Origin of the sequence: Kitasatospora sp. NPDC058492 (assembly GCF_042720685.1) — a bacterium.
Taxonomy (GTDB): domain Bacteria; phylum Actinomycetota; class Actinomycetes; order Streptomycetales; family Streptomycetaceae; genus Kitasatospora.
The window spans coordinates 17,287-32,314 of sequence record NZ_JBHXMU010000054.1 but is presented as its reverse complement, the minus strand read 5'-3'; the positions used below and the strand labels follow the sequence as shown (position 1 = coordinate 32,314).

The following is a 15,028-nucleotide window of genomic DNA, read 5'->3' as shown; positions in this document are numbered from 1 at the left end:
CGGCGCCTTCCCTCCCCGCCCTGCCCGTGTTCCGATGACGCCCATGGCCAACGACACGCACACCGGCAACGTACGACGCGAGGGGCACGACGGAACGGGCCCGGGCGCGATCACCCCGGACGGCTGCGCCGTCGAGCTCTGGGCCCGGCTCCCCGCCGGCGACGCCCCGGACGTGATCGAGGCCGCGGTACCGGCCGGCGCCACCATCCTCGAACTGGGCTGCGGCGTCGGCCGGATGACGCACCCGCTGACCGATCGCGGCTTCACCGTGACGGCGGTGGACGAGTCTCCCGAGATGCTGGCCAGGGTTCGCGCGGGCATCCGCACCGTGCGCAGCCCGATCGAGCGACTGGACCTCGGCGAGCGCTTCGACGTCGTCCTGCTCGCCTCCTTCCTGATCCACGCGGGCGACGAGGCGGTCCGCCAGGGCCTGCTGGAGACCTGCCGCCGCCACGTCGCCGCGGACGGCTGCGTGCTGATGCAGCGGGAGGGTGAGGACTGGCACCTCAACGTGCCGCGCGAGGGCAGGCTCGGCACCGACGGCGTGTCGCGCATCGTCTCCTCGACGCCGGTCGGGGACGGCGTGAACTCCGTCCACGCCGAGTACGAGTTCCCGGACGGCCGTTGGACGCACACCTTCCGTTCCCGGCCGCTCACCACCGCCGCGTTCGACCGGGCGCTGGCGGACGCCGGTCTGACGGTCGAGAGCTACCTGACCAAGGACCGCACCTGGGTCCGCGTCCGGCCCGCCGGCTGAGCGGCGGAAGGGCAGGCGAAAGGCCAGGCAGAAGGCCAGGCGGAAGGGTCGGCGGAGGAGTCAGCGGGTCGCGGAAGGGCCGACGGGCAAAGCCGGGTCAAAGGGTGAACAAAGAATAGTCATCTTCACCCCGTACCATCGGCCGCGCGCCCGCCCGTGCACGGCCCGATGGCCGTGCGGGTCGCGGCCTGTCCGCCTGCCCGCACGCCCGCTCCGACCTGCGAGGACCGCACATGTACGACGACTCACGGATACCCCTGGTGGGTGTCTGGTGATCGACTGGTTCCACGGGGCCGTTCTCGGTCTGATCCAGGGGCTCACCGAGTTCCTGCCCGTCTCCTCCAGTGCCCACCTGCGGGTCTTCTCCGCCCTGCTGGGCTGGGACGACCCGGGCGCGGCCTTCACCGCCGTGACCCAGCTCGGCACCGAGACCGCGGTGCTGATCTACTTCCGCCGGGACATCGTCTCGATCGTGCGGACCTGGACGCTGTCGCTGTTCCGCCCGGCGCTGCGCTCGGACCCGGACGCCCGGATGGGCTGGTTCGTGATCATCGGCACGCTGCCGATCGGCATCCTCGGCAAGCTGTTCCAGGACACCATCGAGACCCACCTGCGCGATCTGCGGATCATCGGCACCACGTTGATCGTCTTCGGCCTGCTGCTGGCCTTCGCCGACCGCACCCGCGCGGTCCGGCACGCCCGGCCGATCACCGACCTCACCCTGCCGCACGCGGGTGTCTACGGCCTCGCCCAGGCGCTCGCACTGATCCCGGGGGTGTCCCGCTCCGGCGGCACGATCAGCGCGGGCCTGCTGCTCGGCTACAGCCGGGAGGCGGCGGCCCGCTACTCCTTCCTGCTGGCGATCCCGGCGGTGCTCGCCTCGGGGGCACTGGAGCTGTTCAAGATCGGCGAGGGCCCGGCGCCGGCCTGGGGGCCGACCATCCTGGCCACCGCGATCGCCTTCGCGGTCGGCTACGCGGCGATCGCCTGGTTCCTCAAGTACATCTCGCACCACAGCTTCCTGCCGTTCGTGGTCTACCGGGTGCTGCTCGGCGTCCTGATCATCGGACTGGTGGCCGGCGGTGTGCTGGCCCCGGACGCAGGCGTCGTGAAGTAGAACCGCGTTCCACCAGGACCCGCGTTCCAGCAGGACCCCGGAACAGCAATGGGCCGGGACACCCGAGGGGGTGTCCCGGCCCGTCGTTCGCCAGGATCGGGGAGGCAGCCACCGGCCTGCGGGGCCTGCGGGCCTCTCTTTCGGATCACGTCGGATCAGCGCGCGGCGTCGGAGTGCGTGCATCGCAAGGCGGAGGAGGGAGTCCATGCGGAGCATCGGCGACCGACGACAACGCGGCGAGGTGCGTGCTCCGGCGTCGCGCGCCCGGCGTGATCCGAAAGAGAGGCCCCTACCGCCCGAACTCCCGGGCGGCGGTCAGCCGACCGCGGACGGCGGCGTGGACCTCGGCCTCCTCGGCCGGATCGGCGGCGAGCCGGCGCAGGCGCTCCAGCACGCGCGCGTCACCCGTGGTGGCGACATGGCGCGCGGCGAGCTCCCGCGTGGACTCCTCGCAGTCCCAGAGGCACTCGACGGCGGGGCCCTCGGGGAAGTGCACATCGGTCACGGCGAGCGCCCGGGCGGCGCGGCCGCGCAGTTCGGAGGAGGCGGCCTCCCCGTAGATGTGGCGCAGCACGGGGACGGCGTCGGCGGCGACCAGCCGCCCCGCACCGTCGACCAGCGAGCCGAGCCCGGTACCACTGACCCCGCGGACGGAGACCCAGCGGCGCAACCCGTCGACGACGAGCGGTGCGTCGGCCGGCTCCCCGGCGTCGGCGAGCAGTTTGACGGCGGCCTCGCCGAGCGCGCTGTCCGCGCCCCCGGTGGCCGGGTCGGCCCAGCGGCGGGCCTGCGCCAGGACCTCGGGGCCGCGCATCCGGCCGACCAGTTCCAGGGCGGCGCGCACGATCCGGTCGTCGACGTCCACGGCGGCGGCCTCGATCAGCTCGACGGCGGCCGGGTCGCGCTGGTCGACCAGGTAGCGCAGTGCGGCCCGGCGGGCACCGGGCAGGCCCCCGCGGGCGGCCTCCAGCACGGCGGGGCGGTCCTCGGGCCGGACCACGGCGGTCAGGCAGCGGGCGGCCGCGGCGGCCCGGCGGTCCACGGCGTCGGGGGCGGCCGGATCGGCGGCGTCGGGCGCGGGCTCGGGCCGGCTGTCGGCTCCGCCGAGGAAGGCGCCGGCCCCGAGGGCGCCCAGGCTCCCCTGGTCGGCCCAGGCCAGGACGTCGGCGGTGGACCAGCCCGGGGTGACGCCGCCGCGGTTGAGCTGGCGCTGCCAGAGGTCGAAGGGTGACTGCTCGCTGGCCGCCGCCACTCTCGGGTGGTAGGCCGCCCACAGCCGCCAGGGCCGGGGCTCGTAGGCGTTGCGGATGAACTCGCGCAGCTCGGCGTCGCCCTCGGGGCCCGGGGCGAAGCGGTCCAGGACGGCGGTGCCGAGCAGCAGCAGGCCGCGGTCGTCGTCGCGCAGGGCGAGCTCGTCGAGGGCCCAGGCCCAGTTGGCGCCGGTGGCGGTGTACTCGCGCAGCATCAGCAGCGCGTCGCGCCGGCCGTACGCGGCGAGGTGGCCCAGGACGGAGAGGGCGAGGCCGGTGCGGTTCTCGTCGTCGCTGACGAGGTCCTCGGCGGAGTGGAGGTGGTCCTCGATGCCGTCGAGGGGGGCTTCCAGCTCCATGTAGAGGCGGGCGTAGTAGAGGGAGCGGTTCTCGACCTGCCAGTCGGCTCGCGGATCCCTGGTGACGCACTCCTCCAGCGCGGCGATGGCCTCGGTACGGTCGGCGGCCAGCGCGTGGAGCTGCCCGTCACCGCGGCCTCGCTGCAGGAGGCCGAGGAGGCTGGCACTGGGTGCTATCACTGGCTCGAACATGAGGTCAGCATCCGTTGCGGCGGTCGTAGTGGCAACGGGATTTCCGTCGCCGGGGTCTCTGGTCGGTACTGCGGTGGGCGCCCGGGCGCCGGAATCACCGAAGGTTACCGCCTCGCGCCACCTTCCGCACACAGGGCGACGAAGGCTGCTGCCACAGTGGCATATGCCAGGGGAATTTTGCCTGCGTTATGTCCAAATCGCCCGCAGGGGCGAGGGCGCTGTGCCACAGTCTTCTCACCACCGACGGCCCGCACGCGGCGGGCCACCCCCGAGCCATGGACCCGCCATGAAGATGCCCATAGGCGCCGCCCGCCCGCCGGACACCGCCACGGTGGACGGCGCCCCTGCGGGCGCGACGGACGACGGCGCGCGCGGCGAACCGAGCGGCGACGCCGACAGCGGAACGGACGGCAGAGTGGACGGCACGGCGCAGGAGCCGTCCAAGAACCCCGACCTCGGCGACGGACCCGACGCCGACGGCGGCCGCGACCACCTCATCGGCTCAGCCGAATGGGACCTCCTCACCGACCGCGTCCACTGGAACGCGGACACCTACCAGCTCCTCGGCTGCGACCCGGGCAACGGCCCGCTCAGCCTGGACCGGCTGCCCGACCGCCTCCCCGAGGCCGACCGGCCCGTGCTGCGCCGGATGATGACCGACGCCCTGATCCACGGCCGTATCTCCGCCGGCACCCTGCGGATCCGCCGCGACGGCGCCCCGCACGCCAGCGTCGAGTGCGCGGGCGAGCCCGTCCTCGGCACGGACGGCACCGTCACCGCCCTGCGCATGCTGCTGCGGCCGGCACCCCCGAACTGACCGGGGCCCGCCGGGGCCTCAGAAGCTCCGGGCCTCAAAAGCTCCGGGCCGCACAACCTCCACGTCTCAGGACCCCCGGGCCTCAGGACCGCTTCGGCCGCTTCTTCGCGTCCGCCGCCCGCAACTCCCGCCCCAGCTCGGCCCGCAGCTCGTCCACCACCGGCAGGCCCCGGTAGCGCGCGGTCAGCCGGTACATCTCACGCAGCCGGTCCCAGGTCCGGTGCGAGGAGTTCTGGCCGATCAGGTTCATCACCATCTTGGCCTGGAACTCCGCCGCGTCCGGCTCTCCGCTCAGCCAGTGCACCGAGGCCAGGGTGATCCGGTCGAACAGCGCCGAGCGCAGCTGTCCGGTGCCCTCCCGCAAGGTGATCACCCGCTCCGCGTGCCGCTGCGCCTGCGCCGCCGCCGAGGGGTCGTGCTCCGCCAGCGTGCGCAGCACCAGCGCCTGCATGCCGCGCAGTTCGGCCTCGTCGAATACCTGCATCCAGGACGGCGGCGGCTCCGGCGCCCCCTCGGCGAACAGGTCCTCGGCCTCGCCGAGCAGCCGCCAGGTGTCCTGGGAGTGCCCGATCGAGGCGTGCGCCCAGGCCTCGACGGTGTTCAGCATCGCGCGCGTTCTCGGCAGCACCCGGCCGCCGGCCGCCTTGGCCGCCGACATCAGGTCGATCGCGTCGTCGGCCCGGCCCAGGTGGACCATCTGCCGCGCGGCCCGGGAGATCGCCTCGCCGGCCCGCGGCCGGTCGCCGGCCTCCTTGGCCGACTCCGCCGCGATCATGAAGTACCGCTGGGCGGTGGGCTCCAGGCCCACGTCGTGCGACATCCAGCCCGCCAGCACCGCCAGGTTGGCCGCGACCAGCCACAGCCGCTGCTCCACCGCCGGGGGGTGCCGGTGCGTCAGCAGGCCTCCCACCTCGTTCAGTTGACCGACCACCGCCTTGCGCTGGAGCCCGCCGCCGCGCGCCGCGTCCCAGGCGCGGAACACCTGGACCGAGCGCTCCAGCGACTCCACCTCGTCGAGCCCGACCGGGCCCGCGTCGTACACGTCCACCGCGGGGCGCGCCCCGCCCTGGGTGATCACCTGGCGCGGCCCGGGGACCGAGGCCGCGTACGCGACCGCGTCCCCCCCGAGCCAGCCCTTCAACGAATCGGCGATGACCGTTCCGGCCGTGAGCGCGGCACCCGCGCCCACCAATCCACGTCGGTTCAGCATGAGGTCCATTCCCGTGAACTCGGTGAGGACCGCGGCCGTTCGATCCGGCGACCATGGCACTGCTGCGGACTGCGCCGCTCCGGACCTGGTGGGCCGGTGTCGTTCCAGACCGAGGTCCTCAGTGGTGACGACACGGCCGAGCCGCTCCGTGAACACGGCCGCCAGCACCCTCGGCACCGGATCCCGGGGGATCTCCCCCTGCTCGATCCAGCGCCGTACCCTCGACGTGTCGGTGGACAGCTGCTGCTGCCCCATCGCGGCACCCCGACGGTTGACCAGCCGCGCGAGCTCGCCCTTCGACCAACCGGTCAGGACGAACAAGTCAGCGAGTCGGGTGTTGGGTTCCCTGCTCAACGAAGCCCCCAGGTTCCTCGGCTGATTCGAGGCTAGAGGCTCCGGCAAGTGCCAGGCGAGCATTCGCCACCGTTCGCCAGGGCCCGCCAGACTACTAAGCCAGTGCGCCGCGGGTGTGTTGTAGGGGTGCGCCACCTCGCCCCCGGGTCGGGCGGCGTCCCACCGGCGTCGGGGCAGTCCCCCGACCGTGGCACGGGACGCTCCCGGTCCTCACCCGAGGGGGTGGCGCGGCCGGGTGGCGCGGGGGCGCCGGGCACGGCCACGGCAGTCCGGCCGACCGTACTCCCCAGGGTGCGGACGGCCGGAGCACCGCCGTCGTCCGGGTCTTCCGACCCCGCGTCCGTGCCCGGCGCCCGCGCACCACCCACCGCACCGAGTCAGGGCCGCCGTCACGCCAGGAAGCACGCGGCACCGGCCCTCCCCGCACCGCGGGGCGCACCTGCCGACGGACAGAAAGGGACCACCCTCACCCCATGTACTCCTCAGCGACGACCCCCTCGCCGACCGCGACCCGCACCGCGCTGCGCCCCCCCACCGCGGCCGCCGGGCGCCCCGGGCCGAAGCAGGTGCCCCCGTCGAGCCGCCCGGTGGCCCCGCACGGCACCGACGGCCGGTCCACGGACGCCCGGGTCCCGTCCGGCCGTACGGCGCTGGGGCTCCGCGGCCCCGAAGCGGCCCCGCCCGTCGGCGGCCGGCTCCCGCTCGCCCGCCAGGCCGACGGCCGGGTGCTGCGCCCGCCGCACCGGCCCGGCCAGGTCGGCGGCCCCGAGCGGATCGACCCGTCGGCGCTGCAGACCCCGGCGGTGCGGGCCGCGCTGGCGAGCGTCGCGCGGATATGTCCCGCGTTCACCCCGCGCCAGGTGCTGCGCGAGGGCAGCCGCCACATCCTGGTGGCGGGCACCATCGGGCGGGCCCCGGTGGTCGCCAAGTGCCTGGCGCCGCAGGCGGTGCGGAGTGGCTACTTCGAGCAGTTGGTGGCCGACTTCCACCACGAGGTGGCGGTCTACCGGGCGTTCGTCCGGCACCGCCCGCCGGTGCGGCTGCCCCGGCTGGTCGCCGCCGACCACGACCGTTGCGTGCTCGTCATGGAGCGCGTTCCCGGGCGCCCGGCCGCGCGGGAGCGCCACCCGGTCAACGCGCCCACCCCGGGCGAGGTGCGGGCGCTGCTGACCGCCGTCCGGACGCTCAACCTGTGGCGGCCGCCGACCGACGTGTTCCAGCCACGCATGGACTACCCGATGGAGATCGCCCGTTACCACTCGGTGGGCCAGCTCACCGACCGGGACGCCGGCGACCTGCGCGGCCTGCTGCACGGCCTCGGCCACACCCCGCTCCAGCTCTGCCACGGCGACGCCCTGCTCAGCAACATGCTGCTGGCGCCGTCCGGCCCGGTGCTGGTGGACTGGGAGCAGGCCGGCTGGTACCTGCCCGGCTACGACCTGGCGGTGCTGTGGAGCGTGCTGTCCGGCGACACCGCGGCGCGCCGCCAGATCAGCCAACTCGCCCAGAGCGGCGGCACGCTGGCCCGGGACGCGTTCCTGGTCAACCTGGTGCTGGTGCTGATGCGGGAGATCCGGCTGTACGACGTGCCGGGCGCCGGCGAGGAGCAGCGGATCATGATCCGCCGGCTCTACGACGACGCCGCGCTCGCCCGCCGGGCCGTCCGGGCCGCGGTCGGAACCCGCTGAGGCTCCGGGCCCCGAGCCCCCGGGGCCCGGAATCCGCTACGGCCGGCCGCCGCGCTCCAGGGCGGCCCGGCCGGCGGCCTCCAGGACGGCCTCGTCCGGGGCGAGGTGCACCCGGCTGCTCAGCACGTCCCGCAGGTAGCGCTCCAGCGGGTGACGCCGGCTCAGGCCGGGGTTGCCGGTGAGCGAGACCGCCTGCTGGACCGCCGCCGTCGCGGCCCGGGTGGCCAGCAGGTGGGCCGGGCCGGTCCGGGCGACCGCGTCCGGCTCGCCCCGGTCCACCCGGGGGGCCAGCCCCTCGACCAGTTCCTCGGCGCCGATCAGCTGGGCCTCGATCTCGCCGAGGGCGCAGCGGTAGCGGGGCAGGGTGCCGAGCGGCTCGGTCAGATTGGCCGGAGTGCGCTGGTTGAGGAAGCGGATCAGCCAGGACTGGGCGGCGCGAGCCACCCCGATCGCCACCGCGGAGAGCGCCAGGTCGTGCCAGGCGAGGGAGAGTTCGGCGGCCCCGGCCGCGTCCGCCGCGCCGCCCTTGGGAGCGGTGAGGCCGAGTGCGAGCTCGGTCGGCACCCGGACCTGCTCCAGCACCACGTCGTGGCTGGCGCTGGCCCGCAGGCCGACCTGGTCCCAGGTCGGGTCGATCTCCAGGCCCTCGCTCTCGCCGCGGACCAGGAACGTCCCCAGCCTCGGCTCCGGCTCGTCGGTCCGTGCCGTCACCGCCATCCAGGCCAGCGCCTCGGCGCCGGTGCAGTACGTCTTCCGGCCCGTCAACAACCAGCCCTCGCCGTCCCGCCGGGCCACCGTGTCCGGCAGCGCTCCGGGTCGGCCGCCGGGCTCCGCGCGCAGCGTGTTGACCAGGGCGGGCCCGCGCCGGGACTCGGTGAGCAGCCGCCGGTAGCCCGCCGTCGGCCAGGAGGCGCGGCGGGCCTGCTCGGCGTGCTGGAGCAGCGTGAAGGCGGTGACCACGGCCACCGAGGCGTCCCCGCGCCCGAGTTGGGCCAGTACCCGGACGGTGTCGGCGAGCGTGCCGCCCGGTCCGCCGTACCGCTGGGAGACGGTCAGGGTGAGCAGTCCGGCCTCGTGCACCGCCTCGATGCCCTGGTACGGGAAGGTGGCGTCGCGGTCGTGCTCCTCGGCGCGGGCGGAGAGCAGGTCGACCACCCGGGGCAGTCCGGCGAGGGCCGCGACGACGGCCGAGCGGTCGGGCGCGGGATCGGGCGCGGGGTGGCCGGAATCCGACGCTCCCGAGGCGGTGCCGGGCACGGCGGCGGTCGCGGTGTCGGACGGGCGGTCCGCGGGCGAACGGTCAGCGGCGGTGGTCGTCATGGTGCTGGGGCCTCCGGGCGGCAGCGTGGGCGCGGCAGATGCGGGCGGCACGCCGGACGGGCGCGCGGTACCGGACGGGCGGCCTCGGAGGTCAGTTCACGGCCCGCCCCCGGATTCGGCGCCGGCCACGAACGGCCGGCCGCCCGCCGCCTCGGGGACGAATCCCCCTCAGCGGCCCGGACACACCGCGCTGGCGGTGCGCCGCAGGTCCAGATAGCTGCGACGGGTCAGCAGCGGAAGACGGCACGACATGTTCGCGACTGTACGAACCTGTGATCGAAACCGTCAAGCGGCGTCCGAGCCCCGGTCGAGGCCGGTCAGCCCTGCTGGAACATGTCGGCCGGGAGCGGCTTCAACAGCTGATACAGGTCGTCCGAAATCGGTCGGTCCCAGGACGCGATGGTGACCTGGACGCCGTCGCTGCGCCCGAACTGGGCGCAGAACACCCGCTCCTCGCTGACCTTGACCTTCTTCACGATCAGCAGGTCGTCCCCGAGCATCACCGGGAAGTCCTCGGCCGAGACGAAGTCGACCGGCTCGTCGTTCTCCAGCGCCGCGAGCAGCTGCCGCACCTCGAAGGGCACGCTGTCGCCGGTCTCCCGGGCGGGCGAGCCCTCGGGGAGGTTGCCGATGAACATCGCCGGGCCTCTGCCGCCGAACAGGTCGTAGCGCAGGAAAATCCCCTGGCAGGAGCCGTCCGGGCCGGTCATCATGGCCGCACCGAAGTCGCCGGGCCAGTCACCCGGGTCCATCGCGAGCACGTCGAAGTCCGGGCCGGCGGGCTGTCCGGAGCGACGGCGGAGAAAAGACATGGGAACATCGTACGTGCCCGGCACACCACGCTCGCGAGGTGGGTGGGGCACCGTCGGGAGATCGACGCTCAGAGACCAATGTTGACTCTGAGCAACCGTCCGGGCTACGTTCGGTTCAGCACGACAGCCGTTCTGGGTTTCACCCTCCGGGGGGACGGCATGTCGCAACGCGGCCCTACACGCGTTTCCCTCACTGTGCACATCGTCGTGCCGAACTGCCGAGCACCCAGCTTCGTCGTCGCACACAGCACAGCAGACAAGCCAACAGTTCCATCACCACAAGCCAGATCCGCGGGGCCCCGGCCCGTCGCTCCCGCGGATCTTGCTCGGGACGCCGCCGCGTGGGGGCGTGCGGGTCCCGAGCAAACGGTGTCGCCGCCGAGTCGCTCTCGGCGTCGACGCCAGCCTCCCGGCGACTGCCGGCCCCTCGTGGGCCGGGACCGGCCGACGCACCCCGGTGCGCAGGGGATGACTGGGAGGATGGCCTGGCAACGCTGCCGGGTCGCACAGCAGGCGCCGTGTCTGGCCGCGTGGGGGCGGTGGGCACGGCGTCTGCCTGTGCTCATACTCTGAGCTGCGTTTGTCTAACAGTCAACAGAAATTCTGACGGGGCACGTTCAATAGATCATCAGTTGTGATGTTCGGGGCCGAAATCGACCGCGGAGCGGGCCCCGTTCCGACGGGGCCCGCTCCGCGGTCGTGCGACGGTGGCTCAGGTGAGGTCGAACTCGCCGTCCCGGGCACCGAGCACGAAGGCCCGCCACTCCCCCGGCGTGAACACCAGGACCGGACCGTCCTCCTGGCGGCCGTCCCGCATCCCGATGTACCCGTCCACGAACGCGATCTGGACATCCCCGACGCCCTGGCTGCTGCACAGCCACTTCGCCCCGCTGAAGTCCACCTTCGGCTTCCCGCTCGGCGCCAGCTGCGGCTCCGCGCCGCCCGCCTCCACGTCGATCCCACTGTTGACTGCCACTACCCGGTCTCCTCCCGACGGCTTTCCCGGCCAGCCTAACCACACCCGCCCGCCCCGGTCAGCGGGTTGACGAGGACTCCACCAGCCGGGCCCGGACGCCGCAGGAGGCCCGCTCAACGCGTGTCCCGCCCGACGGGGGCCACCGGAGCTGCCAGAGTGCTTGGCAGCGCGGGGGACCACCCCCGCCGGCCGTACACGGGCCCTCGACGGCCCTCGACGGCCCGCCCCGGCCCCGCGAACCCGATGCGCACCGGACGCGGCCCGCACCACCTCGCCCAGCACCGCCCACCACCACCCGCCACCGCCCAGAGGGAGCAGCCGATGAGCCGCCGGGACGGCACCCGCGCCGATGTCATCCCCATCTCCGACGCCCCCTCGGCCCACCCCCCGGCGCCCCGCACGCCACCCGCGCCCGCCACGCTGCCCCGGCCCGCCTCCGGCCGGCCCCCCACGCACGGCCGGGTCGGGATCGTCCTGGTGTCGCACAGCCAGGAACTGGCCATCGCGGTGCGCGCGCTCGCGCTCGCACTGACCGGATCCGACTCCCCCGCCCCGATCGCCGCGACCGGCGGGGACCAGGACGGTCCCGGCATCAGCGCGGTCCTGGTGGCCGCCGCCACCCGCCGGGTCGACCAGGGCCACGGGGTCGTGGTGCTCGCCGACCTGGGCAGCGCCGTCACCACCGTGCGCGCCCTGCTGTCCGACGCCGACGAGCACGGCCTCCCGTTCCCGGTCCGCTTCGCGAACGCGCCGTTCGTCGAGGGCGCGGTGGCGGCCACCGCCACCGCCACCGCGGGCGGCGACCTCGCCGCCGTCCTGGACGCCGCGGAGGAGGCCTACCGGCAGCGCAAGGGCTGAGCGGCCTCGCGAATTCCCCCCACCCGGGGTGACCGGACGGCTACCATCGGCGAAGGGCCCGGGCTCCCGGCCCGCCCGGGGAGGGGAGGCGAGGATGCGGACCGTCCGCCGTGCGCCGGTCAGGGGCGCCCCTTGCCCTCCCACACGAAGACCGCCGACCCCTCGCACTCCAGCGCGTGGCGCAGCCGCTCGTGCTCGACCTCGATCATCGGCGGCAGCCCGTCCAGCGGGTACCAGCCGACCTCCAGCGACTCGTCGTCGTTCACCCTCGCCTCGCCGCCGACCGCCCGGCACCGGAAGGTCAGCACCAGGTACTGCGTCACGTCGCCGTTCGGGTAGGTGACCTGCGGCGAGACGGTGACCGAGGCGAGCAGCTCGGGCACGGCCACCACCCCGGTCTCCTCCAGGCACTCGCGCACCACGCCGTCGGCGGGCTGCTCGCCGGGGTCGAGGATGCCGCCGACCGGCGCCCACCTCCCGTCGTCGGCCCGTCGGCCCAGCAGCACCCGGCCGTGGTCGTCCAGGACGACGGCGACGACGGCGGTCAGCCAGAGCGGGCGGGTGCCCACCAGGGCGCGGAGATCGGCGAGGAACGGGGGAATGGCCATACGCCGCAGCCTAGGCCCTGTCCGGCAGGCTCCCGGGCCGCCGCCACCGACGTGCGACTCGCGACGCGCGGGCTCATCGTGCGAGGCCGCCCTCCGGGCGCAGCAGGGCCAGCACGGTCAGCCCGAGGATCCGCAGGTCGAGCCGGAGCGAGCGGTGCTCCACGTACCAGAGGTCGAGTTCGGCCCAGTCCGGCCGGGCGAGCGGGCGGCGGGCCTGGAGCTGGGCCCAGCCGGTCAGCCCGGGCCGGACGGCGAGCCGACCGCGCTCGCGGCGGGAGTAGCGGACCACCTGGTCGGGGCGGACGGGCCGGGGGCCGATCACCCCCATCTCGCCGCGGGCGACGTTCCACAGCCGGGGCAGCTCGTCCAGGCCGGTCCGGCGGAGCAGCACGCCGAGCCGTCCTCCCCGGCTGGTCCGGAAGCGGAGGACCTGGAACTCCCGGCCGTGCTGTCCGGCCCGGGTCAGCCGCAGGAGCACCGGGCCGCGCGCCGTGCAGCGGAGCAGGGCGGCGATCACCAGGGCCAACGGGAGCGCGACGATCCCGGCCAGGGCGGCGAGGGCGAGGTCCCCGCCGCGCTTCATCCGGCGGACACGGTGGTGCGCGGTGCGCCGTCCGGCTTCCTGCCGGGTTCTCCGCCCGGTTCTCCGCCCGGATCGGACGTGGCGCTGCCGCCCATCTCTTCCCCTCCACGGCACCGTCGAGTCCACGGCACCGTCGAGCCGCAAGAACGCATTCACAGTAAAGGCGCCTTGGAGCCGTCGCCCGGGAATGGTGAAAGAAGTGGGCAGAGGATTGTCCGACAGGCCGAAATTCGGTCGATCTGACCAATATTGCTCGATCTGCTGCTCGATCTGCCGCTCGGAATGCCGAGGGCAATCGAAGTACAGCCGTCCACCGAAGGCCGGCCGGTCGCTGAGGAGGTTAGAGCGCGGCGCCCCGGCGGTAACGCAGCAGCCCGAACGCGATCCGGCCGAGCAGCAGCACTCCCGCGGCCAGACAGCCCGCCACCGCCATCGCCCAGGCCGGACCGTCACTGTCCGGAACGATCACCGCCACCACAATGCCCAGCGCGAGACAGGCCAAACCCACCACCGCCAGCAGAAGCTGGTGGGTGACCAGGGCGCCACCACTCCACGCACGGGCCATCCTGGTCGCGCCGTGCAGGTGGAAGGGATCACGGTCCGCATCTGCCATGAGCCCAAGGTACCCCCGGCGAACGCCGGAGGCAGCCCGCAGGGAGTGAACGTTCGACCACCCGGTGCGACCGGCCCGCCGACCTCGCCCGAGCAGGTCGCGGACCGGCCCCGGTCGTGCATTCCGGCTCCACATTCAGTTCACATCAGTTCACATCAGTCCACGAAAAATCCTCGTCCCCCCGGTACAACCATCCGCTCGGTGCAGCGGTCTCAATGGCATTGAGCGATCCAGGAGCCGTTCGCGGGAAGGGTGCGAGCCCCCCACCGCGGACCGGAATACCCAGGAGGCGGAGCCGCCGCCGCCTGGAGTCGGAGGCCGGGCTCCGTCCTCCGGCGGTACCGCCACGCCGCTCGGCGACCGAGGGGGAACCGTGCCGCAGTCCCAGTCCACCACGTCGATCTCCATGGCCCCCACCAGGCCCGTCCCGTTCGTGCGCCCGCTGCCGACGGCCACCCGCCGCCACCCGACCGCCGACCGGGGCAGGCCGGACGCGCGGGGCGAATGGCTGCGGTTCGCCCCCGTCCAACCCCTGTTCCGCGCCCGCGCCGCACAACGCCTCGCAGTCCTCGCCTACCACGGCGTCACCGACCACCGGTCCTTCGGCGCCCAGCTCGACCGGCTCCGAAGACTCGCCACCCCGGTCTCGCTCACCGCCGTCCTCCAAGCCGTCACCGAACAGCGGCCGCTGCCGCCCCGCAGCGTCCTGGTCACCTTCGACGACGCCGACCGCAGCGTCCTCACCCACGCCCTGCCCGCCCTCGACGCCCGCGGCATCCCCGCCACCGCCTTCGTCATCTCCGAGCTCATCGGCACCGAACGCCCCTTCTGGTGGCACGAGGCCGACTTTCTCGCCCGGCACGGCGGCCGTGCCCGCTCGCTCGACTGCGGGCACCCCTCCCAGCTGCTCCCCCGGCTCAAGGCCATGCCCGACCCCGACCGGCGGCGCAGCCTGCACGAGCTACGGGTCAGCGCCGACCGCCGCCCGCCTCGCCAGGAGCAGCTCACCCCCGCCGACCTGCTCGCCCTGCGCGACGGCGGCGTCGCCATCGGCAACCACACCCAGGGGCACCCCTGCCTCGGCCGCTGCGACGACGCCACCGTCCGCGCCGAGATCACCGGCGCCCACGAAGCCCTCACCCGCTGGCTCGGCGAACCCCCGATCGCCTTCGCCTACCCGGACGGCGGGCACGACCCGCGTGCCGAAACCGTCCTCCAGGAGCTCGGCTACCGCCTCGGCTTCCTCTCCGACCACCGGCTCGGCCCCCGCATCCCCTCCCACCCGCTCCAGATCAGCCGCCTCCAGGTCGACTCCACCACCAGCACCCGCCGCTTCGACACCATCCTCTCCGGCCTCGAACCCGCCTACCGCCGCTGGCGCCGCCAAGCCGTCGCCTGACCGGCCGGGGCGCGCGAGGGGACGCAGAGGGACTCAGGGTCGCTCAGGAGCGCTCAGGAGCGCTCAGGAGCAAAAATGAGCCCTGTCGGGGAGAGGTACCGGACCTCTGGGGGCG

General features: G+C 74.2%; 14 protein-coding genes. 6 read left to right on the top strand and 8 right to left on the bottom strand.

Annotated features, from left to right (window positions below; genetic code table 11):
- The first annotated feature begins 43 nt into the window (after nt 1-43).
- Together ACFWPI_RS29365 and ACFWPI_RS29360 are read left to right on the top strand one after the other, a co-directional pair.
- Complete coding sequence (locus ACFWPI_RS29365) at nt 44-757, top strand: class I SAM-dependent methyltransferase (protein ID WP_380378583.1); 714 nt, start codon at nt 44-46, stop codon at nt 755-757.
- Nucleotides 758-1,031: 274 nt separating this feature from the next.
- Nucleotides 1,032-1,874 (top strand): undecaprenyl-diphosphate phosphatase, encoded by an 843-nt coding sequence (locus tag ACFWPI_RS29360; protein ID WP_063351584.1) that lies wholly within the window; start codon nt 1,032-1,034, stop codon nt 1,872-1,874.
- Between the two features lie 289 nt (nt 1,875-2,163).
- Here the strand turns inward: ACFWPI_RS29360 and ACFWPI_RS29355 are convergent, their stop codons facing one another.
- On the bottom strand, nt 2,164-3,675 hold the full coding sequence (locus ACFWPI_RS29355; protein WP_380378584.1) for a HEAT repeat domain-containing protein: 1,512 nt from the start codon (nt 3,673-3,675) through the stop codon (nt 2,164-2,166).
- A 286-nt stretch (nt 3,676-3,961) separates the two neighbouring features.
- On the opposite strand from ACFWPI_RS29355, the gene ACFWPI_RS29350 reads away from it, so the two are divergent.
- Nucleotides 3,962-4,492, top strand: a complete 531-nt coding sequence (locus ACFWPI_RS29350; protein WP_063350172.1) for a hypothetical protein — start codon at nt 3,962-3,964, stop codon at nt 4,490-4,492.
- 82 nt (nt 4,493-4,574) lie between these two features.
- Here the strand turns inward: ACFWPI_RS29350 and ACFWPI_RS29345 are convergent, their stop codons facing one another.
- Nucleotides 4,575-6,056: a hypothetical protein gene (locus tag ACFWPI_RS29345; RefSeq protein ID WP_063350171.1), complete on the bottom strand. Its 1,482-nt coding sequence runs from the start codon at nt 6,054-6,056 to the stop codon at nt 4,575-4,577.
- Between the two features lie 473 nt (nt 6,057-6,529).
- Between ACFWPI_RS29345 and ACFWPI_RS29340 the strand changes: the two genes are divergently transcribed.
- Nucleotides 6,530-7,744: an aminoglycoside phosphotransferase family protein gene (locus ACFWPI_RS29340; RefSeq protein WP_107452966.1), complete on the top strand. Its 1,215-nt coding sequence runs from the start codon at nt 6,530-6,532 to the stop codon at nt 7,742-7,744.
- 36 nt (nt 7,745-7,780) lie between these two features.
- Here ACFWPI_RS29340 and ACFWPI_RS29335 read toward each other — a convergent pair whose 3' ends face one another.
- The 3 genes from ACFWPI_RS29335 to ACFWPI_RS29325 all read right to left on the bottom strand — a co-directional run bounded on the left by ACFWPI_RS29335 (nt 7,781) and on the right by ACFWPI_RS29325 (nt 10,801).
- Nucleotides 7,781-9,064, bottom strand: coding sequence for an acyl-CoA dehydrogenase family protein (locus ACFWPI_RS29335; protein ID WP_380378587.1), 1,284 nt, complete (start codon nt 9,062-9,064; stop codon nt 7,781-7,783).
- A gap of 317 nt (nt 9,065-9,381) precedes the next feature.
- On the bottom strand, nt 9,382-9,876 hold the full coding sequence (locus ACFWPI_RS29330) for a hypothetical protein (RefSeq protein ID WP_063350170.1): 495 nt from the start codon (nt 9,874-9,876) through the stop codon (nt 9,382-9,384).
- Nucleotides 9,877-10,588: 712 nt separating this feature from the next.
- Nucleotides 10,589-10,801 carry a DUF397 domain-containing protein gene (locus tag ACFWPI_RS29325; protein ID WP_208869206.1) on the bottom strand — a complete coding sequence of 71 codons (213 nt, stop codon included), beginning with the start codon at nt 10,799-10,801 and terminating at the stop codon, nt 10,589-10,591.
- A 294-nt stretch (nt 10,802-11,095) separates the two neighbouring features.
- On the opposite strand from ACFWPI_RS29325, the gene ACFWPI_RS29320 reads away from it, so the two are divergent.
- Nucleotides 11,096-11,710, top strand: coding sequence for a PTS-dependent dihydroxyacetone kinase phosphotransferase subunit DhaM (locus ACFWPI_RS29320; protein WP_380379295.1), 615 nt, complete (start codon nt 11,096-11,098; stop codon nt 11,708-11,710).
- Between the two features lie 119 nt (nt 11,711-11,829).
- Here ACFWPI_RS29320 and ACFWPI_RS29315 read toward each other — a convergent pair whose 3' ends face one another.
- The 3 genes from ACFWPI_RS29315 to ACFWPI_RS29305 all read right to left on the bottom strand — a co-directional run bounded on the left by ACFWPI_RS29315 (nt 11,830) and on the right by ACFWPI_RS29305 (nt 13,514).
- Nucleotides 11,830-12,318: an NUDIX domain-containing protein gene (locus ACFWPI_RS29315; protein WP_380379296.1), complete on the bottom strand. Its 489-nt coding sequence runs from the start codon at nt 12,316-12,318 to the stop codon at nt 11,830-11,832.
- Nucleotides 12,319-12,391: 73 nt separating this feature from the next.
- Nucleotides 12,392-12,901: a sugar transferase gene (locus tag ACFWPI_RS29310; RefSeq protein ID WP_380379298.1), complete on the bottom strand. Its 510-nt coding sequence runs from the start codon at nt 12,899-12,901 to the stop codon at nt 12,392-12,394.
- A gap of 340 nt (nt 12,902-13,241) precedes the next feature.
- Entirely contained in the window at nt 13,242-13,514 is a 273-nt protein-coding gene (locus ACFWPI_RS29305; RefSeq protein ID WP_063350167.1) for a hypothetical protein, read from the bottom strand.
- A gap of 373 nt (nt 13,515-13,887) precedes the next feature.
- Between ACFWPI_RS29305 and ACFWPI_RS29300 the strand changes: the two genes are divergently transcribed.
- Complete coding sequence (locus ACFWPI_RS29300) at nt 13,888-14,913, top strand: polysaccharide deacetylase family protein (protein ID WP_244293515.1); 1,026 nt, start codon at nt 13,888-13,890, stop codon at nt 14,911-14,913.
- The last annotated feature ends 115 nt before the right edge of the window (nt 14,914-15,028 follow it).

Bases quoted from the DNA above. Each gene is read 5' to 3' on its own strand.
- ACFWPI_RS29355 (WP_380378584.1), bottom strand. From the start codon at position 3,675: ATGTTCGAGCCAGTGATAGCACCCAGTGCCAGCCTCCTCGGCCTCCTG.
- ACFWPI_RS29330 (WP_063350170.1), bottom strand. From the start codon at position 9,876: ATGTCTTTTCTCCGCCGTCGCTCCGGACAGCCCGCCGGCCCGGACTTC.
- ACFWPI_RS29315 (WP_380379296.1), bottom strand. From the start codon at position 12,318: ATGGCCATTCCCCCGTTCCTCGCCGATCTCCGCGCCCTGGTGGGCACC.
- ACFWPI_RS29310 (WP_380379298.1), bottom strand. From the start codon at position 12,901: ATGAAGCGCGGCGGGGACCTCGCCCTCGCCGCCCTGGCCGGGATCGTC.
- ACFWPI_RS29320 (WP_380379295.1), top strand. From the start codon at position 11,096: ATGCGCACCGGACGCGGCCCGCACCACCTCGCCCAGCACCGCCCACCA.
- ACFWPI_RS29335 (WP_380378587.1), bottom strand. From the start codon at position 9,064: ATGACGACCACCGCCGCTGACCGTTCGCCCGCGGACCGCCCGTCCGAC.
- ACFWPI_RS29340 (WP_107452966.1), top strand. From the start codon at position 6,530: ATGTACTCCTCAGCGACGACCCCCTCGCCGACCGCGACCCGCACCGCG.
- ACFWPI_RS29350 (WP_063350172.1), top strand. From the start codon at position 3,962: ATGAAGATGCCCATAGGCGCCGCCCGCCCGCCGGACACCGCCACGGTG.
- ACFWPI_RS29305 (WP_063350167.1), bottom strand. From the start codon at position 13,514: ATGGCAGATGCGGACCGTGATCCCTTCCACCTGCACGGCGCGACCAGG.
- ACFWPI_RS29365 (WP_380378583.1), top strand. From the start codon at position 44: ATGGCCAACGACACGCACACCGGCAACGTACGACGCGAGGGGCACGAC.